The sequence below is a fragment of the Pseudoalteromonas phenolica genome, assembly GCF_044788725.1.
Lineage (GTDB): Bacteria > Pseudomonadota > Gammaproteobacteria > Enterobacterales > Alteromonadaceae > Pseudoalteromonas > Pseudoalteromonas phenolica_C.
The window spans coordinates 698590-723705 of sequence record NZ_CP173161.1; the positions used below are offsets into that span (position 1 = coordinate 698590).

A 25116-nucleotide genomic window follows, 5' to 3' on the forward strand; every position below is an offset into this window, starting at 1 on the left:
TAACGACTAAAGGTGCGTAGAGTTACGCACCTTTAGCTGCAGTTGAATTTTGATGAAACTGTTTTTCAATGGCATATAACTTGTGCCTAATCATGTAAAGAAACAGTAACGAAGGGCTCACCATTATTGCTGTTATCGCAAAGAATAGCGCCCAGTTTCCATCCAACCAATCATCAATTACCACACCACTGTAAGCTGATAATAAAGTACGGCTTAAGCTACTTAAAGAAGCCAATAACGCATAATGTGTCGCACTAAAGGCGCGATCGCACAGCATTGAGATAAATGCCACCATAGCAACTAAAGACCAAGCTTGGGTAAAGCCGTCTACAACTATAGCCAGTGCATATAAATGCTCTTTTGGGCCCGCTATGGCAATCCAAGAAAACATTAAATTAGAGGCTGCCATGGCGATACCGCTGACAAATAGCCCTTTTACTATGCCATATTTGTGGTTGAAAATACTGCCCAAGAAAGCAAACACTATAGTGATTAGGCCAGTGCCTAGTTTTGAATACTGACCAATTTGGGTGTTGGTAAAACCAATTTCTTTGTAAAACACAATCGACATTCGTGCTAAAAATGCTTCACCTACTTTAAATAAGAAAATAAAAGCGAGTAAGGCAAAAGCGGTTTTTACGCCATTTTTAGTGAAGAAGCTTTTAAAAGGTTCAACTAAAGTCACTGCCAACCAAGCTAATAGTCGCTGCCACACAGAGTTGCCGTTCGCAAATAGTTTACTTTGATACTCTCGTTCTAGTTGAGCGTGAGTGAGCTCACGGTGTGACTTTGGCTCTTTTGCAAAAAGGGTAACTAGCATCAGCAGTAAAACAATGCCTGCGAGTACAAAATAAATCTGCGACCAATCAAAGCTTGGTAAGTCAGCTAAAAAGAAAGGCAATGCACCTAAAAGCGCATATCCAGACCACCAACCTGAGGTTGCCATGGCTGCTGCAGCTGTGGCTTTTTCACTCTCAGTTGTATCTAGAGAATCGATTCGAAATGCATCTATGGCAATGTCGTGTGTGGCACTGGCAAGTGCTATTAAAAAACACAACAAGGCAGCTAAGAATAGTTGCTCTTTGAGAGTTATAAAGCCAAGACTCAACGTTGCGATGAAAGTGACCATCTGACCAAGTAAAATCCAGCTACGACGCTGACCCAACTGATTACCTAAAAAAGGTAGCTTTAAACGGTCGAGTAACGGAGACCAAAGAAAGTTGATAGTATAAGCACTAAATACTACGCCGAATAAGCCAATCATACTGCGGCTTAGCCCTTCATCTTTTAGCCAAGCAGACATCACTGAGCCAATAAGCACCCATGGAAAACCACTGCTTAGACCAAACAAAAAGATGGTAAGAAGGCGTTTGTCTTTGTAGTAGCCTAAGTACTCACTTAGGCTAGTATTGATTTGCATGACGACTCTGCCAATTAAAGGGCTACGGCTTCGAGGATCTCGACATTAAAGATCATCACTGGTTTTTTTGGTACGAAGTTATAACCAATTTTTTCGTTATAGCCTGTTTCAGCTTCGGTAATTTTATCCAAGGTTTCATACCCTTCCATCACATTACCGAACACAGCGAATCCCCAGCCTCTGCCAGGGTTTAAATGGTCGTTGTCTTTCATATTAAAGAAAAACTGACGAGTGGCAGTATGGGGTTCGTTATCTTGATAAGCCATGGCAATGGTATACATATCATTTTTTAAGCCATTACCACTCTCGTTAAAGATAGGTTTACGTTGAAAAAGGCCATCATAGTCTTTGTCATAACCACCGCCTTGGATCACAAAAAATTCGTCAGTTTCTGAATATTGATCTTTTTCAATACGGTGAAATACAGAATTCTTGTAATCGCCATTAACCACGTAAGTCAGAAAGTTATTTACAGTGAGTGGCGCGCGAGATCTATCTAGCTCAACAACAATATCACCTTCACTGGTAATTATTTTAACACGAGGGAATAGGTTATCTTTTTGAACAAAACGGCCTTCCTTATTACTTGCAAAAACTTGGTTAGCTAAGCAAAGAACAAAAAGGGCAAGAAGTAACTTTTTCATACTTATCCTTTGAAGAAGTTAATTAAAGCAGGATCCGAAATAATACGGGTTATGACTTGTTCGCTTAATTCGTTAAGCTGGCCTTCTACTTTCGCTTGGTCATGTGTTAATGGGCCCATCATTTGGGCTTGACCAGAATAAGTCTTTTCGAAAGTGCGTTGCCCTTGCGTTGCCAACACCTTGAATTTAGCTACAGCATTACTCTCATGCTGTGTATAAGACTCAGTTACTTTGGAATGAAAAGAGTCAATATGTAAGGTTAGTGTGTTATTTGACGCTGAAATCAGTTGTGCGCCATTGGTTTTGAGTGCCTCTTCAAGCGCTATTTGAACTCGCTCGCTTAAAGCTGCATCCGGCAAATAAGCGGCAGGTTCTTGCTCAACCACTTTAATCGTGAATTTACTGATCCTGTGATCTTCGACAGCTAAGGTCAGTGGCACGTTAAAGTCGGCGACTTTGCCTGCTTTATATATTGGGTTTAAGATCACAGATTTTGGTTGGCTGGCACAGCCTGCCAGCAACATACCACACAATACAAGTGCAATTTTTTTCATTTTTAGCCTCTCTTTGTGGTGCTTAGCACAGTAAATTTTTTATTGTTACCAATGACTTTACAGTTTCCGAACAAGCGGAGCAATTTTTCTTGATAGTCTAAATGACGGTTGCCAATAATACGTAATTCGCCACCTGATCTGAGCGTTTGCTTTGCCTGCACAAACATCTGCCACGCAATATGATCTGTAATTGCTTGTGCTTGGTGAAATGGCGGGTTACACAAAACCAAGTCTGCGCTATTAGGTGCAAAACCAGTTAAACAATCATCTTGAACAAACTCACAATCTTGCAAACGCTCAGGTAAGTTATTTTCGATATTTGCTTTGGCACTCGCTACAGCCATGGCGGACTCATCAACAAAAGTGACTTTTGCATTGGGCATTTTTGCCAATGTTTGCAAACCGATGACTCCATTTCCACAGCCTAAATCAATCACCCTTAATGGTTTCTTACCCTGAGGTAAATAATTGCTAAAAAAACGCGCGCCAATATCAAGAGAATCGCGAGAAAATACATTGGCGTGGTTTAAGACAGTGAAATCAGTTTTCTCTAAAGGCCAGCTCACCGGAAACTTACAAGTCTGCTTTTTGTGTTTAGTTTGACTAAAAATAAGACGAGATTTCTTCACCGCTAAACTGGTTGAAGGCTCAGCAATAAAGTGACTAAAGCTTTTTAAGGTAGAAGTGTGGATTTCTTTCGCTTTACCCGCAGCGATCACCGGTACATCATTCTCAAATTGACTAAGCAAGCTTAGTTGGTACTGCAAAAAGCCTGCGTTTTTTGGAATTTTGATAACAATAAGGTCAACGTCACAAGGTAAATCTGAGAGACTATCAAGTAATACAGTTTGACGATTTTCTAACTCGTTTTCTTCAAGATTATAAAGGCATGCTTGCTGACTTACATAAGAGTCATTAAAACTGGTCACTTTGCGAGAATTTTGCGTATCTAAAGCATGTAAAGCACAGCTTAAGGCGCCAAAGCCATCGTTTAATACCAAAATATGTTGCGCGTTGGCGTGTTCGTTTTGAATATGCTCGATCAAATACTCATCGGCTGAATCCCACGCTTGTAGGCTTCTGTTTTTTTGATCTAGGGGAAATCGATGTAAAGTTAGCGAGTGGCCGCCCAATACAGCTTCAGTCGTCATAGTTTTTTATAAGTAGTCATTTTATGAGGTGAATAATAGCATGACATCAAAACTCACTAAACCAGAGTTGCCCGAGGGGTTTGCTTATTTTCCAAATTTGATCTCATTTCAAAAAGGGCTCGACTTGTACGAACACCTAACTGGCGATTTGCAGTGGCAACAGCCTAGTATTCAGGTTTTTGGTAAGTATCACCCTATTCCTCGTTTGCAGAGCTTTGTGGCTGATGAAGGAGTACATTATGCCTATTCAAATCATCAACTAGCTAATCAAAGCTGGACGAAACCATTGGCTGCGATGCGCAGTAAACTTCAGAGCCACTATAATCAGCCATTTAATGCTTTGTTGTTAAATTGGTATCGAGATGGTCACGACACTATGGGGTGGCACAGTGATGATGAGGCTGAGTTAGGCGCTGAGCCTTTAATCATTTCAATTTCTTTAGGCGCAGCACGTAAATTTAAGATCAAACATAAAACGACAGGGCAGCAGTGGGAGTTAATGCTCGAGCACGGTAGTTGTTTAGTGATGTCGGGTAACAGTCAGCAACTTTTCCAGCACTCATTACCTAAACAAAGCAAAGTAAAAGGTGGGCGTATCAACCTGACATTTAGAAGTATTGTTAAATAATCCTATCTCGGTATAGTAGCCACAATTGAAAAATGCAGAGTTTATATTCATGTCAATGCAATCTCAGATCGAAGAAAAAATCGCTGCGGCAATCGCTTGCAAGCATTTAAATGTCATTAATGAAAGTCACATGCACAGCCGTGGCGAAGAGTCTCACTTTAAAGTGATTGTGGTCAGTGAAGAGTTTGCGGGTAAGCGCCTATTACCGCGCCATAGACAAATCAATGAAATTCTAAAGGAAGAATTAGCTGAATACATTCATGCTTTGTCTATCCATGCCTATACACCTGATGAGTATTCAGAGCAGCATGGGCAAATACCTGAGTCACCTAAATGTTTAGGTGGCTCTAAATTCGATAAATAGTCAAAATTAGGGTTAAGCGAGGCTTTTATCATCGAATTAAGTCTAATTTTATAGCTGATCAGACCTGTATTTTTAAGATCAGCCTTTAAACTACGCTCCGTAAATTTAAATAAAGATAGGAATCATCATGGTCATTAAGCCGAAAATTCGTGGTTTTATTTGTACCAATGCACACCCTGCAGGTTGTGCCGCTCACGTTCAAGAGCAAATCGATTATGTAAAAGCACAAGGGCAATTAGAAAACGGTCCTAAAAACGTACTTGTAATTGGTGCATCAACGGGTTACGGCCTAGCTTCTCGTATTACAGCAGCGTTTGGCTCTGGTGCTAAAACTCTGGGTATTTTCTTCGAAAAAGAAGGTACTGAGAAAAAGCCAGCTTCAGCTGGTTGGTATAACACGGCAGCTTTCCAAAACGCAGCGGAAGCGGCGGGCCTTTGGTCAAAGAATATCAATGGCGATGCGTTCTCTGATGAGCTTAAAGCTAAAACAGTTGAAACGATTAAAGCTGAAATGGGTAAAGTAGATTTAGTTATCTACAGCCTAGCGTCTCCGCGTCGTACTGATCCTAAAACGGGTGAAACGCATTCATCGGTGCTTAAACCTATCGGTCAAGACATCACAACAAAGAACTTAAATACTTCTAAGCGTATTATCGATTCTGTAAGCGTAGAAGCTGCGAATGAAGACGAAATCGCTAACACTGTTAAAGTGATGGGGGGTGAAGATTGGGAACTTTGGATCAATGCATTAAAAGATGCAGACGTATTAGCTGAAGGTTTCAAAACAAGTGCTTACACTTACATTGGTAAAGAGCTAACTTGGCCAATCTACGGTCACGCTACAATCGGTAAAGCAAAAGAAGATTTAGACCGAGCTACTTTAGCAATCCGTGAAGCAACTGCTGATCTAAAAGGTGAAGCGTATGTTTCTTCACTTAACGCTGTTGTGACGCAAGCAAGCTCTGCTATTCCAATTATGCCGCTATATATCTCAGCTTTATTTAAAGTGACTAAGGCTGATGGTACTTACGAAGGTACAATTGAGCAGATCCATGGTCTATTCAACGAAAACCTATATGGCGCAACACCACGCTTTGACGAAGGTGGTCACCTATTCCAAAACTACAAAGAGTTAGAAGACGACGTACAAGCGCGTATTCAGCACATTTGGGATACAGTTGATACAGACACCATTGATGAGTTAACAGACTATGTTGGCTACCATAATGAATTCTTGAAACTATTTGGTTTCGGTGTAGATGGTGTTGACTACGAGCAAGACGTAGACACAGTAGTTGAAATTAACAACTTAGTTTAATCACTCCAACTCAATTCTTTCTAAAGGCCAGCTTTGCTGGCCTTTGTCGTTTTATAAGTCTCTTTTAACAAGTTTGCCTAACAACTTTGTTGAAAATAGAAAAACTTTCAGAGTTTTTTTCAGCAACTGGACTTTGGTCTAAATTGAACTAAATTCAATCTATTTTATGACCGAAAACACCTTGTAAATATAGATTAATTTCATAATTCCACTCGCATAGTGGGGGTTATTAATGTTAAAATCACAGAAATATGTGAGGACTCGTCCGCAAGGTGTTAGTTATGGATTGTTTTACTGTTTGGGTTCGCCAAATGTTGAATGGTCTCGTTCTAGATCTTGTGGCAAAAAAAGATTTTTCAATTTCTTTCCGTTAATGTAATGCAAGTGCGTATGATCAACATAAAAAAAGGTCTGGACTTACCAATAGAGGGCGCACCTCAGCAAGTAATTCATGATGGCGTAGCTGTCAAACGAGTTGCCGTGCTAGGTGAAGAATATATCGGTATGCGTCCAACCATGCATGTTCGCGTGGATGACCAAGTCAAAAAAGGCCAAGTTCTTTTTGAAGACAAAAAGAATCCTGGCGTCAAGTTCACTGCACCAGCTGCTGGTGTAGTTAAAGAAATCAACCGTGGTGCTAAGCGTGTCCTTCAGTCAGTAGTGATTGAAGTGCAAGGCAACGAGCAGGTTACTTTTGAAAAGGTGGCGGCTGCTGATTTAAGCAACCTAGACCGTGAAAAAGTAAAAGAAATGCTTGTTGAGTCAGGTCAATGGCCTGCGCTACGTGCTCGTCCATTCAGCCGAGTGGCAGCACTAGATGCAACACCAAGTTCAATCTTTGTGACTGCAATCGACACAAATCCATTAGCTGCAGATCCAGCTGTGATCATTGCTGAAAACGTTGAAGCGTTTGAAGCGGGTCTTGCTGTAGTGTCTCGTCTAACTGATGGGAAAGTGTTCGTATGTAAGCAAGCAGGTAGCACTGTACCAAGTTCTTCACTTTCACAAGTTGAAGTTCATGAGTTCGGTGGTAAACACCCTGCAGGTTTAGTAGGTACTCACATTCATCACCTAGATCCAGTATCTGCTGAAAAGCAAGTTTGGCATTTAGGTTACCAAGATGTGATCGCATTCGGTAAGTTATTCCTTACTGGTGAAATCTACTCTGAGCGTGTAGTTGCTTTAGCGGGTCCTCGCGTTAAGAATCCTCGCTTAGTTAAAACACAAATTGGCGCTTCGCTAACTGATTTAGTTGCTGGCGAGCTTGAAGACGGTGATAACCGAGTCATTTCTGGCTCTGTGTTAGCTGGTAAAACAGCAACTGGCCCTCACGCTTTCCTAGGTCGCTACCACACTCAAGTATCTGTATTACTTGAAGGTCGCGAGAAAGAACTATTTGGTTGGATTGCACCAGGTAGTAACAAATTCTCTGTAACACGTACATTTATCTCACACTTAGCACCGAGCCGTTTGTTCAATATGACAACGTCTACTGGTGGTTCTAAGCGTGCAATGGTGCCAATCGGTAACTATGAGCGTGTTATGCCACTCGACATTCTACCAACACCGCTTTTACGTGACTTAATTGCACGTGACTTAGATGGTGCGATTGCGTTAGGTGCGTTAGAGCTAGATGAAGAAGATTTAGCACTATGTACTTTCGTATGTCCAGGTAAGTATGAGTACGGCGCAATCTTACGTGATTGCCTGACTACTATCGAGAAGGAAGGTTAATTCCATGGGCTTAAAGAAATTTCTAGAAGATATCGAGCCGCATTTTGAACCTGGCGGTAAACACGAAAAGTGGTATGCCCTGTATGAAGCAGTTGCAACTGTTTTCTACACTCCAGGTTATGTAAACAAAGGTGGCACGCACGTTCGTGACAACATCGACCTAAAACGTATCATGATTTTAGTGTGGATGGCGACATTCCCTGCAATGTTCTTTGGTATGTTCAACATCGGTCACCAAGCTGCACTAGCAATTGGTAATGGTTTTGAAATTGCTAATACTTGGCAGGCTGCTATTTTCCAAGCTTTAGGTGGTGAACTAACAGCGCAATCAGGTGTTGCCGCTAAGTTCTTCTACGGTGCATGTTTCTTCTTACCAGTCTATGCAACGGTATTTATCGTTGGTGGTTTCTGGGAAGTATTATTTGCATCAATCCGTAAGCACGAAGTAAACGAAGGCTTCTTCGTAACTTCGGTTCTGTTCGCGTTAATTCTTCCTGCGACCATTCCTTTATGGCAAGCAGCACTAGGTATTACTTTTGGTGTTGTAGTTGCTAAAGAAGTGTTTGGTGGTACAGGTCGTAACTTCTTAAACCCAGCTTTAGCAGGTCGTGCGTTCTTATTCTTCGCATACCCAGCTGATATTTCTGGTGACACTGTTTGGACTGCTGTTGACTCATTCACAGGTGCGACAAACCTAGGCCTAGCTGCTCAAGGTGCGCTTGATTACAGCAACATGGAACTATGGCTAAATGCGTTCTACGGTTTCGTTCAAGGTTCAATGGGTGAAGTTTCAACACTAGCACTTATGATTGGTGGTTTGTTCTTAATCTATGTTCGTATTGCTTCATGGCGCATCGTACTAGGTGTATTCCTAGGCATGGTTGTGATGTCACTACTACTTAACATGATTGGTTCTGAAACAAACGCTGCATTTGCTATGCCTTGGCATTGGCATCTAGTACTAGGTGGTTTCGCATTCGGTATGTTCTTTATGGCGACTGACCCAGTTTCTGCGTCTTTCACTAATAAAGGTAAATTTGCATACGGTGCATTAATCGGTGTGATGGTTGTTCTGATCCGTGTAGTTAACCCTGCATACCCAGAAGGCATGATGTTAGCAATTCTATTCGCTAACCTATTTGCACCATTATTCGACCACTTCGTAGTTCAGTCTAACGTTAAGAGGAGATTGGCACGTGTCTAGTAACAATGAAACTATAGGCAAAACGTTAGGCGTTGTTGTTGGCTTATGTTTAGTATGTGCAGTTGTTGTTTCTATGGCATCTGTTCAGCTTCGTCCTTTACAACAAGCTAACAAGACTCAAGACGTACAGCGTAACATTCTTGCAGCAGCAGGTTTTGAAAGCTCGTCAGACGTGTTAAAAACATTCAATGAAAACATTGAAGCACGCGTAATCAATATGAAAACAGGTGAATTCGTAGAGACTGATCCTAACTCTTTTGATTTCGAAACGTCTAAGTTCGATGCTAAGCGCAGTGTTAAACTTGACAAAGCAGATGATAAAGCAGGTGTTCAGCGTATGACGACTGAATCTCCAGTTTACTTTGCTAAAGATGCAAATGGTCAAGTTGAAACTATCATTCTACCAATCCAAGGTTACGGCCTTTGGGGTATTATGTACGGTTTCTTAGCACTAGATGCTGATACAAAGACTGTTAAAGCTATCAACTTCTACAAGCACAATGAAACTCCGGGTCTAGGTGGTGAAATCCAAAACCCACGTTGGACAGCAACTTGGGAAGGTAAGAAACTACCAATTGATATCGTTAAAGGTACAGCTGGTAAGAATGAAAACCTAGTTGATGGTCTTTCTGGTGCGACATTAACATCAGTTGGTGTTGATAACACAGTTGACTTCTGGACGAGCGATAAAGCGTTCGGTCCTTTCCTTGCGAACGTACGTAAAGGAGCATTGAACTAATGGCTAATGCAAAAGAAATGAAAGAAGTCTTGTTTGGCCCTGTTTTTGCGAACAACCCTATTGCACTTCAAGTACTAGGTATCTGTTCTGCACTAGCAGTAACATCAAGCCTTAAAAACGCACTGATCATGTCAATTGCTTTGACGTTGGTAACCGCGTTTTCAAGCTTATTTATCTCTATGATCCGTAACCACATTCCTTCAAGCGTACGTATCATCGTTCAGATGACTATCATCGCTTCATTGGTAATCGTGGTAGACCAAACGCTTCAAGCGTTTGTATATGCAACAGCGAAAGAGCTTTCGGTATTCGTTGGTCTAATCATTACTAACTGTATCGTAATGGGCCGTGCAGAAGCATATGCGATGAAGACTCCGCCTCTAATGTCATTCCTTGATGGTATTGGTAACGGTTTAGGCTACTCGGTTGTATTATTAACAGTTGCTTTCATCCGTGAATTAGGTGGTTCAGGTACGCTATTTGGTGTTGAAATCTTACCACTTATTTCTGAAGGTGGTTGGTATCAGCCTATGGGTCTACTAATCCTTCCGCCAAGCTCATTCTTCATCATTGGTTTCTTCATTTGGGTACTTCGTACTTATAAGAAAGACCAAGTAGAAGCGAAGGCATAAGGGGAGAGAGATGGAACATTATATTAATTTATTCGTTAAAGCGGTTTTCATTGAAAACTTAGCATTATCTTTCTTCTTAGGTATGTGTACTTTCCTAGCAGTATCTAAGAAAGTTACAACTTCAATGGGTCTAGGTGTTGCGGTTATTTTCGTACTAGGTGTTGCTGTTCCAGTAAACAACCTTGTATATCACGCAGTACTTGCTCCTGGTGCACTTGAATGGTTAGGTTTCCCTGAAGCTGACTTAAGCTTCCTTAAGTTCCTTACTTTCATCGGTGTAATTGCAGCACTTGTACAGATCCTAGAAATGGCGCTAGACAAGTTTTTCCCTGCACTTTACAACGCACTGGGCATCTTCTTACCACTAATCACTGTAAACTGTGCGATTTTCGGTGCAGTTGCATTCATGGTTGAGCGTAACCTGAACTTCGGTGAGTCTGTGGTATTTGGTATTGGCTCAGGTGTGGGTTGGGCACTAGCAATCGTATTACTTGCTGGTATCCGTGAGAAGATGAAGTATTCAGACGTGCCAGATGGTCTTCGTGGTTTAGGTATTACCTTCATCACTGTAGGTCTTATGGGTCTTGGCTTCATGTCATTCTCTGGTATTTCACTTTAAGGTAGCGAGGAAAAATCATGCTTGAGGTATATTTAGGCGTTGGAATGTTCATCGCTATCGTTGTAATGCTTGTATTGATCATCATTGCAGCGAAGTCGAAGCTTGTACCTAGCGGTGACATTACAATTGGCATCAATGGTGATGCAGATAAAGCAATTACTTCTGCACCAGGCGGTAAACTTCTTGGTGCACTAGCTGACGCAGGTATCTTCATTTCATCTGCGTGTGGTGGCGGTGGTTCTTGTGGCCAGTGTCGCGTTCACGTTAAAGCAGGTGGTGGTGATATCCTTCCTACAGAGCTTGACCACATCACTAAAGGTGAAGCGCGTGAAGGTTGTCGTCTAGCGTGTCAGGTTGCAGTTAAAACTGACATGGAAATCGAAGTTGAAGATGAAATCTTCGGTGTTAAAAAGTGGGAATGTACGGTTATCTCTAACGATAACAAAGCGACATTCATTAAAGAGCTTAAGCTTGGTATCCCTGAAGGTGAGGTTGTACCTTTCCGTGCGGGTGGTTATATCCAAATCGAAGCACCAGCTCACCACGTTAAATACGCAGACTTTGATATTCCTGACGAATATCGTGGTGACTGGGAGCGTTTTGGCTTCTTTAACCTAGAGTCTAAAGTTGACGAAGAAACGATCCGTGCATACTCAATGGCTAACTACCCAGAAGAGTACGGCATCATCATGCTTAACGTACGTATCGCGACTCCGCCGCCAAACAACCTAAGCCTACCATGTGGTAAGATGTCATCGTACATCTGGTCACTGAAAGCTGGTGATAAAGTAACTATTTCTGGTCCATTCGGTGAATTCTTCGCGAAAGATACTGATGCAGAAATGGTATTCGTAGGTGGTGGTGCTGGTATGGCGCCAATGCGTTCACACATCTTCGACCAACTTAAGCGTCTTAACTCTGACCGTAAGATGTCTTTCTGGTACGGTGCACGCTCTAAGCGCGAAATGTTCTATGTTGAAGATTTCGACGGCCTAGCAGCTGATAACGAAAACTTTGAGTGGCATGTTGCACTTTCTGATCCTCAACCAGAGGACAACTGGGAAGGTTACACTGGCTTCATCCACAACGTACTTTATGAAAACTACTTGAAAGATCATGAAGCACCAGAAGATTGTGAGTTCTACATGTGTGGTCCTCCAATGATGAACGCGGCAGTTATCAACATGCTGAAAGATTTAGGCGTTGAAGACGAAAACATCTTACTAGATGACTTCGGTGGCTAATCAGTTAGTTATCTCAGTGATTAACACACTGAAATGATATAAAATTAAACCCCAAGCAATGAGCTTGGGGTTTTTTTTGGAAAAGAGAAAAGTATGAAGAAATTAATTAGCATTTTAATACTACTCACAACGTTAATATTAACAGGCTGTTTTGAGAGTAAAGAAGAGATTGAGCCGATTGTTATTAATGGAAAAACAATGGGCACAACATACACAATTAAAACTTTTCCAATAGATGAAAGCTTAACGGCTGAATCACTCCAAGCTGACGTAGACAAGGTATTGATTGCAGTTAATGAATCAATGTCACCTTGGGTTAAAAACTCAGAAATTAATAAGTTTAATGCGTTATCGGCTGATACTTTTATGCCGATCAGTGCTGACTTTTATGCTGTGGTTGCAGAGTCAATACGTCTTGGGCAGTCGACTAAAACACTTGATGTGACTATGGGGCCGCTTATTGATTTATGGGGCTTTGGTCCGGATAAACGGCCAACTAAAACGCCCTCAGACGTTCAACTTGAAGATATGAAAACACGCATTGGTGTTGATAAATTAATTCTAAACGAACAAGGGTTAGCAAAGTCTATTGAAGGTTTAGAACTATCATTTTCAGCTACAGCAAAAGGCTTTGGTATTGATAAAGTGGCAGAGCTACTAGAAGCCAAAGGCATGACAAGCTATATGGTTGAAATTGGTGGCGAGTTGCGTATTGCAGGCACTAAAGCACAAGCGCAGCCTTGGCGTATTGCCATTGAACAGCCAGATGCACCTTTAGGACAGCGACAAGTGCATAGAATAATTGAACCAGGCAATAATGGTATGGCGACATCGGGTGATTACCGAATTTTCTATGAAATGGATGGCGAGACTTATACGCACTTAATTGACCCTGAAACGGGCAAACCTGTTAAACACGACTTAGTGTCAGTGACCGTTTTACATCCATCAGCGATGACTGCAGATGGCTTAGCTACTGCACTTACTGTGATGGGAACGGAGCGTGCAAAAGCTTATGCAGAAGAGCATAATCTCGCAGTGTACTTAATCAGTAAAAGTAACAATGGTCTAGTGACTTATTCAAGTCCAGCTTTTGCGCCTTATTTGTAATATACGTATTTCGATTAAGTAGTCGAAATAGTACGCTATTAACGTTATAATGGCGGCCGTAAAAATACCGTCATTGGTTCAAATAAATTGAACCGTAAAACTGTTTCTAAGGGGCCTGTGCATGTCACTGTTTTTTCTTACTTTTGGGTTGCTTATTTTAATTGTTGCAGCAATGGCTGTGGGCGTAATTGTGCAGAAGAAATCAATGGCGAGTAGCTGTGGTGGTTTAGGCGCCGTGGGTATTGAAAAGTCATGTGATTGTGATGACCCATGCGACCGTCGCAAAAAGCGTATGGCGAAAGAGCAAGCTTGGAAAGATAACCAAATTCTATAAGTTTGTTGATATCAAATTTTGAAATGCGAGCTCCGGCTCGCATTTTTGATCTGGGGCTATTATGACTAAGACTTGGTATTTTCTTCGACATGGAAAGCCTGTTTCAACTGGCATACTAACTGGCTCAAGAACCGATGTGGCTGTTTCTAAGGTAGGGTTAGCTGCGATGAAGCTCGCTTTACCTCAAACAGTTCAATTTGATGCCTGTATCTCATCCCCTATGCAGCGTTGCTTGGTCTTTGCGAAACAACTATCTAAACAATTAGATATTGCGCTTACTGTAGAAGAGCGGCTTCAAGAAATGGATTTTGGGGATTGGGACGGTCGCGCTTATGACTGGCTATGGGAGAACACGCAAAACCCAAGTATTGGCGAGTTTTGGCAAGCGCCTTGGCAACACACCCCATCCAATGGTGAATCGCTTGATGCGTTTCGTGATCGTGTCAGAAACTGGTGGAAAGAAGAGTTTTTAACACGACAAACAACACATAACCTTGTGGTGACTCATGCAGGGGTAATTAAACAAATCTTAGCTGAAGTATTGGCATTACCTTTCGATTCTGCAATATCGATAAACTGTTTAGAGGTAGGGTATGCTAAGTTGGTTGTGGTTGAAGTTTACTTAGATGAAGCACATAAGCCGTGGCCTAAAGTTGTGTTTTAGCCATCTAGACTTCATAATACGGTTTTTCTGATTAATCTTGGGAATAAGCTGAAACTGCTTAACTGTCCCCGCAACTGTGAAGTGCATTTAAATGCACAAAGTCAGATACCAAGGTCAGAAAAATCCTCTTGAGCGGGCGTACTCAAGAGCACACAAGTTTAGCCGTAATTAGGTTAGGACTGTGCGTTTGTGTTTGCCCAACAGTTAGTAAGGGTACCAATGCAATCAGCTTGTCAGCACTGTGAATTTGCTCTGCAAGTTTCAAACTTAGATTTGGTGCTAGATAATCATCAAATATTACAAAACATCTCTTTCGATGTTACTGAAGGGCAGTTTATTGGTTTATTGGGTCCTAATGGGGCTGGTAAGTCATCGCTGCTTCGTTGTCTTTACCGTTTTTTTACCCCTTCAAGCGGGCAAATAACCCTTTTTAACAAAACGATTTCAAGTTTCTCGCATAACGAATATGCCCAGCAAGTTGCAGTGGTTTTGCAAGAAATGCCTGAGCATTTTAATCTATCGCTTTATGATGTGGTTGCAATGGGTATAACACCTCATAAAAGTTTATTTTCACCATTAAATAAAGCCGATCATGAACTAATCGCAAAGTCTATTGAACAGGTTGGTCTGACACACAAAATCAACGAGTCATTTGCTCACCTTTCTGGTGGTGAAAAACAAAGAGCACTGATCGCTAAAGCCATGGCACAAAAACCTAGGCTATTGATCATGGATGAGCCAACCAGTCACTTGGATGTGAAATACCAAATACAAATTATGAAGCTTGCCAAGGCAATGGGGATCACTGTGATCGCTTCTTTCCATGACTTAAACCTTGCGGCAGCTATGAGCGATAGCTTGCTGGTGCTACAGCAGGGGGAGCTATATAAAAGTGGAACGCCAACTGATGTGCTAGATGCGCAATTACTCAGTGATGTATTTGATGTCTGTGCTGAGGTGACGCAAGTAGCTTGCCCGTATAGAGATAAAACCCATATTCCTCATATCCGCTACCACTTTGGATATCAACTATGAAGCCGCTTATGTCGCTGTTAATTTTGCTGATAAGCTGTTTTTTTAGTGCTTTAGTTGCCGTTAAGCATGGCGCGATTGATATTAGTGCGAGTGCTGTTTGGCAAACATTATTTGCTTATGATGCCAACGTCTTTGAGCAAAAAATTGTTATGGAACTACGCATTCCCAGAGTGATTTTGGCATTTGTTGCTGGCAGTGGTTTGGCATTGGCGGGCATTATTTTGCAAACAGTGACCCGTAACCCTTTGGCAGATCCTTACCTTTTTGGTATTTCATCAGGCGCATCATTTGGCGTCGTGTTACTTATAACATTTACAGGTATCACAGTTGGTTGGGCGATGTCAGGGGCGGCGTTTTTAGGTAGTGCGCTGGCAATGACCCTATTGTTGCTGATTGCCTATGGACAAAGGGCGAGGCAGGTAGAAGCGATGTTACTCGCCGGTGTTGCCTTATCTTTCTTATTTAGCGCATTTACCAGCTTGCTGTTGTATTGGAGTGATCCACAAGCTGTGAGTGCCATCATGTTTTGGAACTTAGGTAGCTTTAGTCGCGCTGATTGGCAATGGTTGTGGTTGCCCTGTTCAATTGTGCTTTTTTGTATGGTTTGTATGCTGTTGTATAGGCGCGGTTTAAACGCACTATTGCTGGGTGATGAAAGCGCCGCGACCTTAGGTATTCAGGTGGCAAAATTGCGTTTAGGTATGCTGCTATTGAGCTCATTGCTGACCGCTGTATTGGTTGCTATGTGCGGTGGCATTGGCTTTGTCGGATTAATGATCCCGCATTTGGTACGTTTTTTTATTTCACAGGCAACTTCAATTGGCCTGCTGTGTACTGCTTTAAGTGGTGGTTTGATGATGATATGGGTAGATCTATTTGCTCGTACTATTCTTGATAATCAAGAGCTTCCCATTGGTGTTATCACTGCTGCAATAGGCAGTGTGTTCTTTTTAACTTTACTGACTCTCAAACAAAAAAGGCCTTAGCGTATGTTCTCAGTTAAAGCACTTGATACGCGTTCTCGCGAACTTATCGAAAAAAAAATAAACCTGAAAACTAAGCCTTTGGGTGCGTTAGGTGAGCTAGAAACATTGGCTAAACAGCTGGTGACTATTTTCTCTCAGGGTATCGAACCTGAGCAGCTTTCAGCATTTCGACCACAAATCAGCAAACCGACTCTAACAGTCTTTGCAGGTGATCACGGTATTGCTGCAAAAGGAGTCTCTATCGCGCCTAGTGAAGTGACAGGTCAAATGGTAGCGAATTTCGCGTCTGGGGGCGCTGCAATTAATGTTTTCAGCAAACAATTAGGGTGGCAACTCGAGATAGTCGATTGCGGTATTCTAGGTGAACCCGATCAGGCCTTAGGTGTTACCTCACAGCGTTTGGGATCAGTCACGCGGTCATTTGATGAATGTGAAGCGTTAACCCAAGCTCAAGAAGCGCAAGGTTTTGAGTTTGCTAAGAAGCTTGTTCATAAACAATATCAGCAAGGCTGTAATACTTTTGCATTTGGTGAGATGGGCATTGGCAATACCAGTGCAGCATCGGCTATTTTTAGCGCGTTGAGTGGGCTCTCTGCTGAATACACGGTAGGGCTTGGCACGGGCGTCTCAAACGAAGTGGTAGATAAAAAAGTGGAGCTGATTAATACCGCGCTTAACTTACACAGAGATAAACTTAACGACCCGCATGCAATCTTACGTTGTTTTGGTGGGTTTGAGATCTGTCAAATGGTCGGCGCTATGTTGGCTGTTGCTGAGTTACAGCAGGTTATTGTTATTGATGGCTTTATTGCAACGGCCGCGGCATTACTGGCTATTCGTATTGAGCCAAACAGCCAAAGCTATATGGTGTTTGCCCATTGCTCTTCTGAGCAAGCACACCTGCAAATGTTAAATTCAATTAATGCTAAGCCTCTTTTAGATCTTGGTCTTAGATTGGGTGAAGGGACGGGGGCTGCATTGAGCTTACCTTTGCTACAAAGTGCTCTGGCGTTTTACAACGACATGAATAGCTTTGATGACGCGAATGTCACGAAAGTTGTTTAACATGAATAAGCAACACTTTTTATTGGCAGTGAGCTTTTTAACTCGTGTGCCTGTGCATTTTAAACAAGAGATTGAAGACAATGCGCTCAGTGAAGCCAGTGGCTATTTTGCCTTAGTTGGTTTGTTGTTGGGCTCAGCGTTGGCTGTAGTCTTTGGTATTACGTCTTTGATATTTCCGCCAAGCGTTGCTGTGATCCTCACTCTTGCACTGGGTGTTTTAATTACCGGCGCATTTCATGAAGATGGTTTTGCCGATGTCTGGGACGGTTTTGGTGGCGGTTGGACTGTGTCGCAAAAGTTGTCGATTATGAAAGACAGCCGCCTAGGCACGTATGGTGCCAGCGCACTTATTTTGTTGTTGTTATTAAAATTTCAATTACTGAGCCTACTGAGTGGTAGCTTTACACAAGTATTGTGCGCACTGGTGTTAGGTCATACTCTAAGCCGAGCTATGGCGACGAGTATCATTGGTAAGCTTGCTTATGTGCAAGAAGATGCCCAATCAAAAGTAAAGCCGGTCGCCATGTCGCTTTCTTCTCATGCAAAAGATTTTCTCGTTTTAACCTCTCTGTGTACTTTATTTGTGCTTTGGCTTTGTATGCCACTGTCATTCATTGATGTGGTTATTTTAGTGATTGCTTTATTTATAACTCGCCATTTGTGTATTAGCTGGTTCAAGCAACAACTCGGTGGGTATACAGGGGATTGCTTGGGCGCAGCGCAACAATGTTGTGAGGTAATAGTTTATTTAACTTTAGTGGCGCTCTGGATGTAGTCGGTGAGAGATTAATTATGACTAAGAATAATATTCATCTCATTTTAGGTGGCGCACGCTCTGGCAAAAGCAGTTTCGCCGAACAATCGGCGTTGGATTTATACACATCGGGAAAAGTGAGCCAGCTTGTATACATCGCCACGGCAGAAATTAAAGATACTGAGATGGCTGAGCGCGTATCTCATCACCGTGCCACTCGAGATAAACGCTGGCAAGTCATTGAAGAGCCATGGCATCTAGCCGACACATTGCAAAATTTTGGTAGCGACACTTGCGTATTAATCGACTGTTTAACCTTATGGCTAACACATGGGTTATGTGAAAAATCAGAGTTTGAATTACAAATACAAAAGCAACGTTTGCTCGAGGCATTAAAACATACATGTGCCTCTGTTTTGTTGGTCAGCAATGAAGTGGGTCATGGCATCGTGCCCCTCGGCGAGTTAAGTCGGGTGTTTGTCGACCAGTCAGGTTGGTTAAATCAAGATATCGCCAAAGTTGCGCAGCGTGTTGATTTTATCATGGCTGGCTGCCCGTTAAGGATTAAATAAGTGACTAAGATGAAAACATTAATGGTGCAGGGCACCACATCTGATGCGGGTAAAAGCACCTTGGTTGCGGGTTTATGCCGCGTGCTTGCAAGGCTTGGGGTTAAGGTTGCGCCGTTTAAACCTCAAAATATGGCACTCAATAGCGCGGTGACGCCTTGTGGCGGCGAAATTGGCCGTGCCCAAGCGTTACAAGCCATCGCTGCGAAACAGCCTTTGAGTACTGATTTTAATCCTATTTTACTCAAACCCAATAGCGACACCGGTGCGCAAGTCATTATTCATGGCCGCGCCATTAGCAATATGGAAGCGGCGAAATACCATGACTATAAAAAAGTTGCGATGCAGGCTGTACTCGAGTCACATCAAAGATTAGCGTCTGATTTCGATGCCATTATGGTAGAAGGGGCGGGAAGCCCTGCGGAAATCAACCTGCGAGAGAACGATATCGCCAATATGGGGTTTGCTTGTGAAGTCGATTGCCCGGTGATCATCATTGCTGACATTGATAAAGGAGGCGTGTTCGCACACCTTGTTGGCACCTTGATGTTACTCAGTGAATATGAGCAGTCATTGGTAAAGGGTTTTGTGATCAACCGTTTCCGTGGTGATATTGCTTTGTTGCAATCGGGTCTTGATTGGCTCGAAGAAAAAACGGGAAAACCTGTGTTAGGTGTGCTGCCTTATATGCATGGCTTGAACATCGACGCTGAAGATGCCGTCGCAATGGACAATGTATTGACCGACAAACAACTCACGGTGAGTGTGTTGTTGCTGCCGCACATTAGTAATCACACTGACTTTGATAGCTTGCGGTTAAATCCTCAAATCGATTTGCGCTATGTAAAACATACAGAGCAAATCGGGCAAACTGATCTGATTATTCTCCCGGGCAGTAAAAACGTCATCAATGATTTGGCTTTTTTACAGGCGCAAACATGGCAAACCGAAATACAGCATCACTTACGTTATGGCGGCAAGGTGCTAGGCGTGTGTGGCGGTTTACAAATGTTAGGCAAACGCATTTGTGACCCTGATGCCGTAGAAAGCTCACAATCTGAAATCACAGGATTGGGGTTAGCTGATTTTGAAACTCAGCTTACGCAAACCAAAACCCTGACTCAAGTGCAGGGTAAGTGTGTTATCAACCAGCAAAGCATCGATATAAGAGGCTATGAAATTCACTGCGGGCAAAGTAGTGGTCCCGCCCTTGAAAAGCCATTTATGTATTTTTCTGACCATCCACAAGGTTTCCTGAAAGATGGTTTTATATCTGATGACAATCAAATTGTTGGTACTTACTTACACGGTTTATTTGATGAGCCTAAAGCGGCTGAAGCCATTTTAAACTGGGCGAGTAATGGCAAGCTAACAGAAACGAATTTTAGTCTAGATGAGCATCGTGAAAAACAGTTAGAGTGGCTGGCAGATGAATGTGAAGCGCATTTAGATATGAACAAAATTAAAGCATTAATCAATTTATAGGGTGTGAATTATGAGCGAACAAGATAGACATCAACAGAGGCAACAAAAAGTCAAAGAGAAGGTTGATGAAAAGGTCGCTGCTGCCAATATCGAAAAGGGCATTTTTCAGGTCATTACAGGTAATGGCAAAGGCAAATCGACGTCTGGTTTTGGGGTTGTCACGCGTTGTGTCGGTCACGGCCAAAATGCAGCGGTAGCACAGTTTATTAAAGGAATGTGGGACTGTGGTGAGCGAAATCTACTTGAGAAAGTAGGCGTGCCTTTTGCGGTAATGAAAACCGGCTTTACTTGGGAAACACAAAATCGTGAAACAGACACAGCTGCAGCGGTTGAGACATGGCAGCAAGCTAAAAAGTGGTTAGCAGACGAGAGCATCGATTTAGTGTTATTAGATGAGCTAACTTATATGGTGAGTTATGATTATTTAGACTTAGATGAAGTGATCAGCGCCATCGAAAATCGTCCAAAAATGCAGTCTGTGATCGTGACAGGTCGAGGTGCACACCGTCGTTTAACTGAGCTTGCTGATACGGTCAGTGAAGTACGAAACGTGAAGCATGCTTTTGAATCAGGCGTTAAAGCACTAAAAGGATTTGACTACTGATGTGCTTAAAAAGGACTTTATTCATCATTTTCTTGCTGCTTACAAGTAAATATGTAGCAGCAAATCAATCACAAAATGTGTCACAAACAGATACTCAACATAAAGCACAACGTATTGTGGCTTTAGCGCCACACATTGTTGAAAACTTATTTGCTATAGGTGCGGGTGATAAAATCGTCGGCACCGTTGAATATGCAGATTACCCAGAGCAAGCCCTTGAAATCCCAAGAATTGGTGGCTATCACGGCATTCAACTTGAGAAGTTATTGGTTTTAAAACCTGATTTGGTTATCGCATGGCAAACAGGTAATAAAAAAGCCGATCTTGAAAAGCTCGAGCAACTAGGTATTAAAGTGGTTTATAGCGAAACCAATGATCTAACTAAAGTATCAGAGCAACTGACAGAGTTTGGTGAGCTAACCGGTCATCAAGCACAGGCCAAGCAAGTGGCTAAGGAGTTTGATGCGCGTTTAGCCAATTTACAAAACCAATATCAAGACGCAAAGTCGCTGGATGTTTTCTATCAACTTTGGCCTGAGCCGATGATGAGTGTGAATAAAAACACCATGATCCATCAGGTATTATCAATTTGCCAAGTGAATAATGTGTTCGCTCACAGTCGAGCTGATTACCCGCAAATTAGTATCGAAAATGTACTTAAGTTTAAACCGCAAGTAATTGTATTGCCTGAAGAGAAAACCAAGAAAGACGTGCAGCATACTAATTGGCAAAACTGGCCTCAGATCCCAGCTGTAGAACATCAGCAGTTCATTAGAGTTAATGCTGATTTATTACACCGTTTTAGCGTGCGAGCGCTCGATGGGGTTGCTGACTTATGTGGTAAACTGTCGCAATCTCGCCGTTATTATCAAGAGCAATCATAATGAAGACTTGGTCAGACTTTATCGCTGAACAAAGCCAGCAAACCTACCTTAAAGACACGCTAGAGTATGTCGCTCAAAAGCGCACTGAAGGCGTGACGGTATTTCCTCCCGAGCAACAGGTATTTTCAGCATTTGATGCCACGCCGTTTGAGCAGGTCAAAGTGGTCATTTTAGGTCAAGACCCTTATCACGGACCAGATCAAGCACATGGCTTATGCTTTTCTGTGTTGCCGGGTATTAAACCACCTCCGTCATTGGCAAATATGTATAAAGAGCTAGTGCAAGACATAGAAGGGTTTAGTATCCCTGAGCATGGTTATTTAATGCCATGGGCCGAGCAGGGAGTGTTATTACTTAATACCGTATTGACGGTTGAACAAGGACAAGCACATTCTCACAAACACCTAGGTTGGGAAAAGTTCACCGATAGGGTAATTGACGAAATTAACCAGCATAGCGAAGGTGTGGTGTTTTTATTGTGGGGTGCACACGCGCAGAAGAAGGGTAAAAATATAGATAAAACCCGCCATCATGTTTTACATGCGCCACATCCATCACCATTGTCAGCTCACAGAGGGTTCTTTGGCTGTCAGCACTTTTCAAAGACAAATACGCTATTAACCAGTATGGGGAAATCCCCGATTAACTGGCAAGTTTAAACACACTTACAAAAACGAAAAATGGCTCCCGAAGGAGCCATTTTTTTATATTAAATCTAGTTCTTCTAGATCTAAGTTGTCTGCAAAATAATCGAGATCTTGTAGCTCTTTACGAAGACGTTGTTTGTCTTTATAAGCTTCAATCTCGCGCCATTTTCGTTTTTGTTTTTTTGAAGAGGTGCGTTTTGTTTCAGGATCTTCTAATACTGCAATGATATCGTCTAGGCTATCCATGATTTTCTCCCATTGATTATTGACCTCAAATGACGTCATACGTCTACTCTGTACAATCGCTGTACGTTTTGAGCATGTTCGGTATATCACAACTAGATTAAAAATAAAACAATAATGTGTTGCTTTTGTTACAGCAAAGTAACAGTTTGATGAAGATGATTTAAGCTTAGACTTTGTGAAGAAATCGAAATTTTAAGCTGTGGCAGGTTTACTATTTTTAAAAAATAATACAGCTACTTATTACAACACTTTAATTAGGGTAATGATATTTATAAGTTTTTAATATGTATTTTGCTGCAAAGGTATTTTTGAATTTATGTTTCTGAAAGTGAGTAATATTATTCAGAGCTGGTCTAAGTTAAAGCATAAAAAAACGCCGCATAATGCGGCGTTTATATTGAAAATGTTTATTAATTATAGTGCTTTAAAGCGCGTTTCTAGTGTTTCTTGTGCCTCAGCAAAAGCACGAATACCTTCAGCAAGCTTTTCAGTGGCCATCGCATCTTGATTATGCTGCCAGCGGAATTGCGCTTCGGTTAATGGCGCAGGCTTAGCTTGTACTTCATAGTCGCTATCAAGTAAGTACTCTTGTGCGTCAGTCAGTTCACCAAGCTCTTCAAGTAGAGCAGGGCTAATGGTTAGCTTGTCACAACCCGTTAAGGCAATGATTTCACCGGTGTTTCTGAAGCTAGCACCCATTACCACAGTGTTATAACCATGTTGCTTATAGAATGAGTAGATGCTGCGAACAGATTGCACACCTGGGTCTTGCAATGGATCAGTTGGTTTTTCTAAACCGTTAGCAACGTGCCAGTCAAGAATACGACCCACAAATGGTGAGATTAGGAAAACATTGGCATCTGCACATGCACGGGCTTGTGCACTGCTAAATAATAGCGTTAGGTTACACTTAATACCTTCTTTCTCTAACTGTTCAGCTGCTTTGATACCTTCCCAAGTCGATGCAATCTTGATTAAGATTTTGTCTTGGCTGATACCTTGCTCTTTGTACAGTGCAAGTAAGGTTTTAGCTTTTGCAATTGTCGATTCGGTATCAAAAGATAAACGCGCATCAACTTCAGTTGAGATGTAACCTGGGACAATATTGGCAATCTCTTTACCAATTAATACGGCAAAGTAATCACACGCTAATTCGACTTGTTTGTCTGCGTCAGACTCGTTCGCTTTTGCGTAATCCCAAGCTTGCGTTAAATAGGCTTGATAGGCTGGCATTTCAGCTGCTTTTAAAAGCAGTGAAGGGTTAGTGGTTGCATCTTCTGGTTGATGCTTACGAATGGCTTCAATGTCGCCCGTGTCGGCAACGATTGATGAATGCTGTTTTAGCCTATCTAGTGCTGATGTCATTATGTTTCCTCATTCCTCTTACAGCTTATGGGCAAACTCTACTTCTCCTATGTTGCAATAGCGTGAATGGCATGAATAGGTCAATTGTCCTTATTTGACACTCACAAGTTGAGAATTAAAAAATATTCAAAGGAAGAAGAAGAGCACATATCCCGCATTACTTGTTACTTAACAATCTTCACTTGCAGTAACAAAGGGATAGTGTTGAAATTGACACTAATTAATTTTTAAGTCAATAGGTAAGCCATGATCACAGTGATCTCTCCCGCGAAAAACTTAGATTACGATACGCCAGCGCATATCGACACTTTCACGCAACCTGAGTTACTTGAACACTCAGAAGAGTTAATGACAGTGTGTCGTGAATTATCACCGCAGCAAATTGGCAGCTTGATGAAAATTAGTGACAAGCTTTCAGGCTTAAATGCTGCGCGTTTTAGTGAGTGGGCTCAGCCTTTCACTCCTGATAATGCAAAACAGGCGGTACTGGCATTTAACGGCGATGTGTACACTGGGTTAGACGCGGCATCATTAGATGAAAGCACGTTAAACTACGCGCAATCTCATTTACGTATTCTTTCTGGTTTATATGGCGTACTAAAGCCACTAGATCTGATGCAGGCCTACCGTTTAGAAATGGGCACTAAGCTTGAAAATACCCGAGGTAAAAATCTTTATGAGTTTTGGGGCACAGTGATCGCCGAAAAGCTGAATGAAGCGTTAGCCGCAGAAGGTGCGACACAATTAGTGAACCTTGCTTCGAACGAGTACTTTAAAGCTGTTAATAAAAAAGCGCTTAAAGCAGACATCATCACCCCTGTATTTAAAGACTGCAAAAATGGTCAATATAAGGTGATCAGCTTTTATGCGAAAAAAGCCCGCGGTATGATGGCGCGCTACATTATGGAAAACCAAGTGACATCGCTTGAAGCGTTAAAAGCATTTGATGTCGCGGGTTACTATTTCAGTGCAGAAGCAACTCAAAAAGAAAATGAGCCGGTTTTCTTACGCGCTGAACAAAACTAACTAGCAACTCATAATGTACTGAACAGTGCGGGCTTCAGGCTGCTTGCACTGTAATCCTTTTTTACAGACTCACCTTTTTCATAATGTAGAG

The 25116-nt window shown here is 42.0% G+C and carries 28 protein-coding genes and 1 riboswitch; of the genes, 22 read left to right on the top strand and 6 right to left on the bottom strand.

Annotation, left to right across the window (positions count from 1 at the left end; genetic code table 11):
* Nucleotides 1–22 precede the first annotated feature (22 nt).
* The 4 genes from ACH784_RS03210 to ACH784_RS03225 are packed head-to-tail and all read right to left on the bottom strand — an operon-like array spanning nucleotide 23 to nucleotide 3769.
* A complete protein-coding gene (locus ACH784_RS03210; protein WP_404393490.1) occupies nucleotides 23–1420 on the bottom strand; it encodes an AmpG family muropeptide MFS transporter in 1398 nt (465 codons plus the stop codon).
* 14 nt (nucleotides 1421–1434) lie between these two features.
* Nucleotides 1435–2064, bottom strand: coding sequence for a peptidylprolyl isomerase (locus ACH784_RS03215; protein WP_404393492.1), 630 nt, complete (start codon nucleotides 2062–2064; stop codon nucleotides 1435–1437).
* A gap of 2 nt (nucleotides 2065–2066) precedes the next feature.
* Nucleotides 2067–2618 carry a YajG family lipoprotein gene (locus ACH784_RS03220; protein WP_404393494.1) on the bottom strand — a complete coding sequence of 184 codons (552 nt, stop codon included), beginning with the start codon at nucleotides 2616–2618 and terminating at the stop codon, nucleotides 2067–2069.
* 2 nt (nucleotides 2619–2620) lie between these two features.
* Nucleotides 2621–3769: a methyltransferase gene (locus ACH784_RS03225; RefSeq protein WP_404393496.1), complete on the bottom strand. Its 1149-nt coding sequence runs from the start codon at nucleotides 3767–3769 to the stop codon at nucleotides 2621–2623.
* 40 nt (nucleotides 3770–3809) lie between these two features.
* On the opposite strand from ACH784_RS03225, the gene ACH784_RS03230 reads away from it, so the two are divergent.
* From ACH784_RS03230 to ung, 21 genes are all read left to right on the top strand, one after another.
* Entirely contained in the window at nucleotides 3810–4397 is a 588-nt protein-coding gene (locus ACH784_RS03230) for an alpha-ketoglutarate-dependent dioxygenase AlkB family protein (RefSeq protein ID WP_404393498.1), read from the top strand.
* A gap of 49 nt (nucleotides 4398–4446) precedes the next feature.
* Nucleotides 4447–4761, top strand: a complete 315-nt coding sequence (locus ACH784_RS03235; RefSeq protein WP_404393500.1) for a BolA family protein — start codon at nucleotides 4447–4449, stop codon at nucleotides 4759–4761.
* A gap of 127 nt (nucleotides 4762–4888) precedes the next feature.
* Nucleotides 4889–6079, top strand: a complete 1191-nt coding sequence (fabV, locus tag ACH784_RS03240; RefSeq protein WP_404393502.1) for an enoyl-ACP reductase FabV — start codon at nucleotides 4889–4891, stop codon at nucleotides 6077–6079.
* A gap of 390 nt (nucleotides 6080–6469) precedes the next feature.
* Entirely contained in the window at nucleotides 6470–7813 is a 1344-nt protein-coding gene (locus ACH784_RS03245) for a Na(+)-translocating NADH-quinone reductase subunit A (RefSeq protein WP_404393504.1), read from the top strand.
* 4 nt (nucleotides 7814–7817) lie between these two features.
* A complete protein-coding gene (locus tag ACH784_RS03250) occupies nucleotides 7818–9017 on the top strand; it encodes an NADH:ubiquinone reductase (Na(+)-transporting) subunit B (protein WP_404393506.1) in 1200 nt (399 codons plus the stop codon).
* On the top strand, nucleotides 9010–9756 hold the full coding sequence (locus ACH784_RS03255; RefSeq protein WP_404393508.1) for a Na(+)-translocating NADH-quinone reductase subunit C: 747 nt from the start codon (nucleotides 9010–9012) through the stop codon (nucleotides 9754–9756). Before ACH784_RS03250 ends, ACH784_RS03255 begins: the two co-directional genes overlap by 8 nt.
* A complete protein-coding gene (locus tag ACH784_RS03260; protein ID WP_349285502.1) occupies nucleotides 9756–10388 on the top strand; it encodes an NADH:ubiquinone reductase (Na(+)-transporting) subunit D in 633 nt (210 codons plus the stop codon). Before ACH784_RS03255 ends, ACH784_RS03260 begins: the two co-directional genes overlap by 1 nt.
* Before the next feature lie 10 nt (nucleotides 10389–10398).
* Nucleotides 10399–11007 carry an NADH:ubiquinone reductase (Na(+)-transporting) subunit E gene (gene nqrE / locus ACH784_RS03265; protein WP_404393511.1) on the top strand — a complete coding sequence of 203 codons (609 nt, stop codon included), beginning with the start codon at nucleotides 10399–10401 and terminating at the stop codon, nucleotides 11005–11007.
* A gap of 17 nt (nucleotides 11008–11024) precedes the next feature.
* Nucleotides 11025–12251, top strand: a complete 1227-nt coding sequence (nqrF, locus tag ACH784_RS03270) for an NADH:ubiquinone reductase (Na(+)-transporting) subunit F (protein WP_404393513.1) — start codon at nucleotides 11025–11027, stop codon at nucleotides 12249–12251.
* A gap of 93 nt (nucleotides 12252–12344) precedes the next feature.
* Nucleotides 12345–13361 carry an FAD:protein FMN transferase gene (locus ACH784_RS03275; protein WP_404393515.1) on the top strand — a complete coding sequence of 339 codons (1017 nt, stop codon included), beginning with the start codon at nucleotides 12345–12347 and terminating at the stop codon, nucleotides 13359–13361.
* Between the two features lie 121 nt (nucleotides 13362–13482).
* The gene (nqrM, locus tag ACH784_RS03280) at nucleotides 13483–13695 is read left to right on the top strand and encodes a (Na+)-NQR maturation NqrM (protein WP_404393517.1); all 213 of its coding nucleotides are present in this window, start codon (nucleotides 13483–13485) and stop codon (nucleotides 13693–13695) included.
* 61 nt (nucleotides 13696–13756) lie between these two features.
* Nucleotides 13757–14359 carry a histidine phosphatase family protein gene (locus ACH784_RS03285; protein ID WP_404393519.1) on the top strand — a complete coding sequence of 201 codons (603 nt, stop codon included), beginning with the start codon at nucleotides 13757–13759 and terminating at the stop codon, nucleotides 14357–14359.
* Nucleotides 14349–14493: riboswitch (cobalamin riboswitch) on the top strand. Its footprint overlaps the gene before it by 11 nt.
* An 85-nt stretch (nucleotides 14494–14578) precedes the next feature.
* Complete coding sequence (locus ACH784_RS03290; RefSeq protein ID WP_404393521.1) at nucleotides 14579–15394, top strand: ABC transporter ATP-binding protein; 816 nt, start codon at nucleotides 14579–14581, stop codon at nucleotides 15392–15394.
* 8 nt (nucleotides 15395–15402) lie between these two features.
* Nucleotides 15403–16380: a FecCD family ABC transporter permease gene (locus ACH784_RS03295; RefSeq protein WP_404393523.1), complete on the top strand. Its 978-nt coding sequence runs from the start codon at nucleotides 15403–15405 to the stop codon at nucleotides 16378–16380.
* 3 nt (nucleotides 16381–16383) lie between these two features.
* Nucleotides 16384–17445, top strand: a complete 1062-nt coding sequence (gene cobT / locus ACH784_RS03300) for a nicotinate-nucleotide--dimethylbenzimidazole phosphoribosyltransferase (RefSeq protein WP_404393525.1) — start codon at nucleotides 16384–16386, stop codon at nucleotides 17443–17445.
* A gap of 1 nt (nucleotide 17446) precedes the next feature.
* The gene (locus tag ACH784_RS03305; RefSeq protein ID WP_404393527.1) at nucleotides 17447–18220 is read left to right on the top strand and encodes an adenosylcobinamide-GDP ribazoletransferase; all 774 of its coding nucleotides are present in this window, start codon (nucleotides 17447–17449) and stop codon (nucleotides 18218–18220) included.
* Nucleotides 18221–18237: 17 nt separating this feature from the next.
* Nucleotides 18238–18771, top strand: coding sequence for a bifunctional adenosylcobinamide kinase/adenosylcobinamide-phosphate guanylyltransferase (gene cobU, locus ACH784_RS03310; protein WP_404393529.1), 534 nt, complete (start codon nucleotides 18238–18240; stop codon nucleotides 18769–18771).
* Between the two features lie 9 nt (nucleotides 18772–18780).
* Nucleotides 18781–20253: a cobyric acid synthase gene (locus tag ACH784_RS03315; RefSeq protein ID WP_404395172.1), complete on the top strand. Its 1473-nt coding sequence runs from the start codon at nucleotides 18781–18783 to the stop codon at nucleotides 20251–20253.
* Between the two features lie 10 nt (nucleotides 20254–20263).
* The gene (gene cobO, locus ACH784_RS03320; protein WP_404393531.1) at nucleotides 20264–20857 is read left to right on the top strand and encodes a cob(I)yrinic acid a,c-diamide adenosyltransferase; all 594 of its coding nucleotides are present in this window, start codon (nucleotides 20264–20266) and stop codon (nucleotides 20855–20857) included.
* A complete protein-coding gene (locus ACH784_RS03325) occupies nucleotides 20857–21741 on the top strand; it encodes a cobalamin-binding protein (protein ID WP_404393533.1) in 885 nt (294 codons plus the stop codon). Before cobO ends, ACH784_RS03325 begins: the two co-directional genes overlap by 1 nt.
* On the top strand, nucleotides 21741–22400 hold the full coding sequence (gene ung / locus ACH784_RS03330) for a uracil-DNA glycosylase (RefSeq protein WP_404393535.1): 660 nt from the start codon (nucleotides 21741–21743) through the stop codon (nucleotides 22398–22400). Before ACH784_RS03325 ends, ung begins: the two co-directional genes overlap by 1 nt.
* Before the next feature lie 45 nt (nucleotides 22401–22445).
* Here ung and ACH784_RS03335 read toward each other — a convergent pair whose 3' ends face one another.
* Together ACH784_RS03335 and tal are read right to left on the bottom strand one after the other, a co-directional pair.
* Nucleotides 22446–22634, bottom strand: coding sequence for a DUF3545 family protein (locus ACH784_RS03335; RefSeq protein ID WP_404395173.1), 189 nt, complete (start codon nucleotides 22632–22634; stop codon nucleotides 22446–22448).
* Nucleotides 22635–23048: 414 nt separating this feature from the next.
* On the bottom strand, nucleotides 23049–23999 hold the full coding sequence (gene tal, locus ACH784_RS03340; RefSeq protein ID WP_404393537.1) for a transaldolase: 951 nt from the start codon (nucleotides 23997–23999) through the stop codon (nucleotides 23049–23051).
* A 246-nt stretch (nucleotides 24000–24245) separates the two neighbouring features.
* Here tal and yaaA point away from each other — a divergent pair, with 246 nt between their 5' ends.
* Nucleotides 24246–25025 (top strand): peroxide stress protein YaaA, encoded by a 780-nt coding sequence (yaaA, locus tag ACH784_RS03345; protein ID WP_404393539.1) that lies wholly within the window; start codon nucleotides 24246–24248, stop codon nucleotides 25023–25025.
* Nucleotides 25026–25116: the final 91 nt, after the last annotated feature.

Coding starts and splice junctions, on each gene's coding strand:
- ACH784_RS03290 (WP_404393521.1), top strand. CDS start 14,579: ATGCAATCAGCTTGTCAGCACTGTGAATTTGCTCTGCAAGTTTCAAAC.
- ACH784_RS03295 (WP_404393523.1), top strand. CDS start 15,403: ATGTCGCTGTTAATTTTGCTGATAAGCTGTTTTTTTAGTGCTTTAGTT.
- cobU (WP_404393529.1), top strand. CDS start 18,238: ATGACTAAGAATAATATTCATCTCATTTTAGGTGGCGCACGCTCTGGC.
- ACH784_RS03325 (WP_404393533.1), top strand. CDS start 20,857: ATGTGCTTAAAAAGGACTTTATTCATCATTTTCTTGCTGCTTACAAGT.
- nqrF (WP_404393513.1), top strand. CDS start 11,025: ATGCTTGAGGTATATTTAGGCGTTGGAATGTTCATCGCTATCGTTGTA.
- ACH784_RS03235 (WP_404393500.1), top strand. CDS start 4,447: ATGTCAATGCAATCTCAGATCGAAGAAAAAATCGCTGCGGCAATCGCT.
- ACH784_RS03215 (WP_404393492.1), bottom strand. CDS start 2,064: ATGAAAAAGTTACTTCTTGCCCTTTTTGTTCTTTGCTTAGCTAACCAA.
- ACH784_RS03225 (WP_404393496.1), bottom strand. CDS start 3,769: ATGACGACTGAAGCTGTATTGGGCGGCCACTCGCTAACTTTACATCGA.
- cobT (WP_404393525.1), top strand. CDS start 16,384: ATGTTCTCAGTTAAAGCACTTGATACGCGTTCTCGCGAACTTATCGAA.
- ACH784_RS03305 (WP_404393527.1), top strand. CDS start 17,447: ATGAATAAGCAACACTTTTTATTGGCAGTGAGCTTTTTAACTCGTGTG.
- ACH784_RS03260 (WP_349285502.1), top strand. CDS start 9,756: ATGGCTAATGCAAAAGAAATGAAAGAAGTCTTGTTTGGCCCTGTTTTT.
- nqrE (WP_404393511.1), top strand. CDS start 10,399: ATGGAACATTATATTAATTTATTCGTTAAAGCGGTTTTCATTGAAAAC.
- ACH784_RS03250 (WP_404393506.1), top strand. CDS start 7,818: ATGGGCTTAAAGAAATTTCTAGAAGATATCGAGCCGCATTTTGAACCT.
- nqrM (WP_404393517.1), top strand. CDS start 13,483: ATGTCACTGTTTTTTCTTACTTTTGGGTTGCTTATTTTAATTGTTGCA.
- ACH784_RS03210 (WP_404393490.1), bottom strand. CDS start 1,420: ATGCAAATCAATACTAGCCTAAGTGAGTACTTAGGCTACTACAAAGAC.
- ACH784_RS03315 (WP_404395172.1), top strand. CDS start 18,781: ATGAAAACATTAATGGTGCAGGGCACCACATCTGATGCGGGTAAAAGC.
- ACH784_RS03220 (WP_404393494.1), bottom strand. CDS start 2,618: ATGAAAAAAATTGCACTTGTATTGTGTGGTATGTTGCTGGCAGGCTGT.
- yaaA (WP_404393539.1), top strand. CDS start 24,246: ATGATCACAGTGATCTCTCCCGCGAAAAACTTAGATTACGATACGCCA.
- ACH784_RS03245 (WP_404393504.1), top strand. CDS start 6,470: ATGATCAACATAAAAAAAGGTCTGGACTTACCAATAGAGGGCGCACCT.
- fabV (WP_404393502.1), top strand. CDS start 4,889: ATGGTCATTAAGCCGAAAATTCGTGGTTTTATTTGTACCAATGCACAC.
- ACH784_RS03285 (WP_404393519.1), top strand. CDS start 13,757: ATGACTAAGACTTGGTATTTTCTTCGACATGGAAAGCCTGTTTCAACT.
- ACH784_RS03335 (WP_404395173.1), bottom strand. CDS start 22,634: ATGGATAGCCTAGACGATATCATTGCAGTATTAGAAGATCCTGAAACA.
- ACH784_RS03230 (WP_404393498.1), top strand. CDS start 3,810: ATGACATCAAAACTCACTAAACCAGAGTTGCCCGAGGGGTTTGCTTAT.
- cobO (WP_404393531.1), top strand. CDS start 20,264: ATGAGCGAACAAGATAGACATCAACAGAGGCAACAAAAAGTCAAAGAG.
- ACH784_RS03275 (WP_404393515.1), top strand. CDS start 12,345: ATGAAGAAATTAATTAGCATTTTAATACTACTCACAACGTTAATATTA.
- tal (WP_404393537.1), bottom strand. CDS start 23,999: ATGACATCAGCACTAGATAGGCTAAAACAGCATTCATCAATCGTTGCC.
- ung (WP_404393535.1), top strand. CDS start 21,741: ATGAAGACTTGGTCAGACTTTATCGCTGAACAAAGCCAGCAAACCTAC.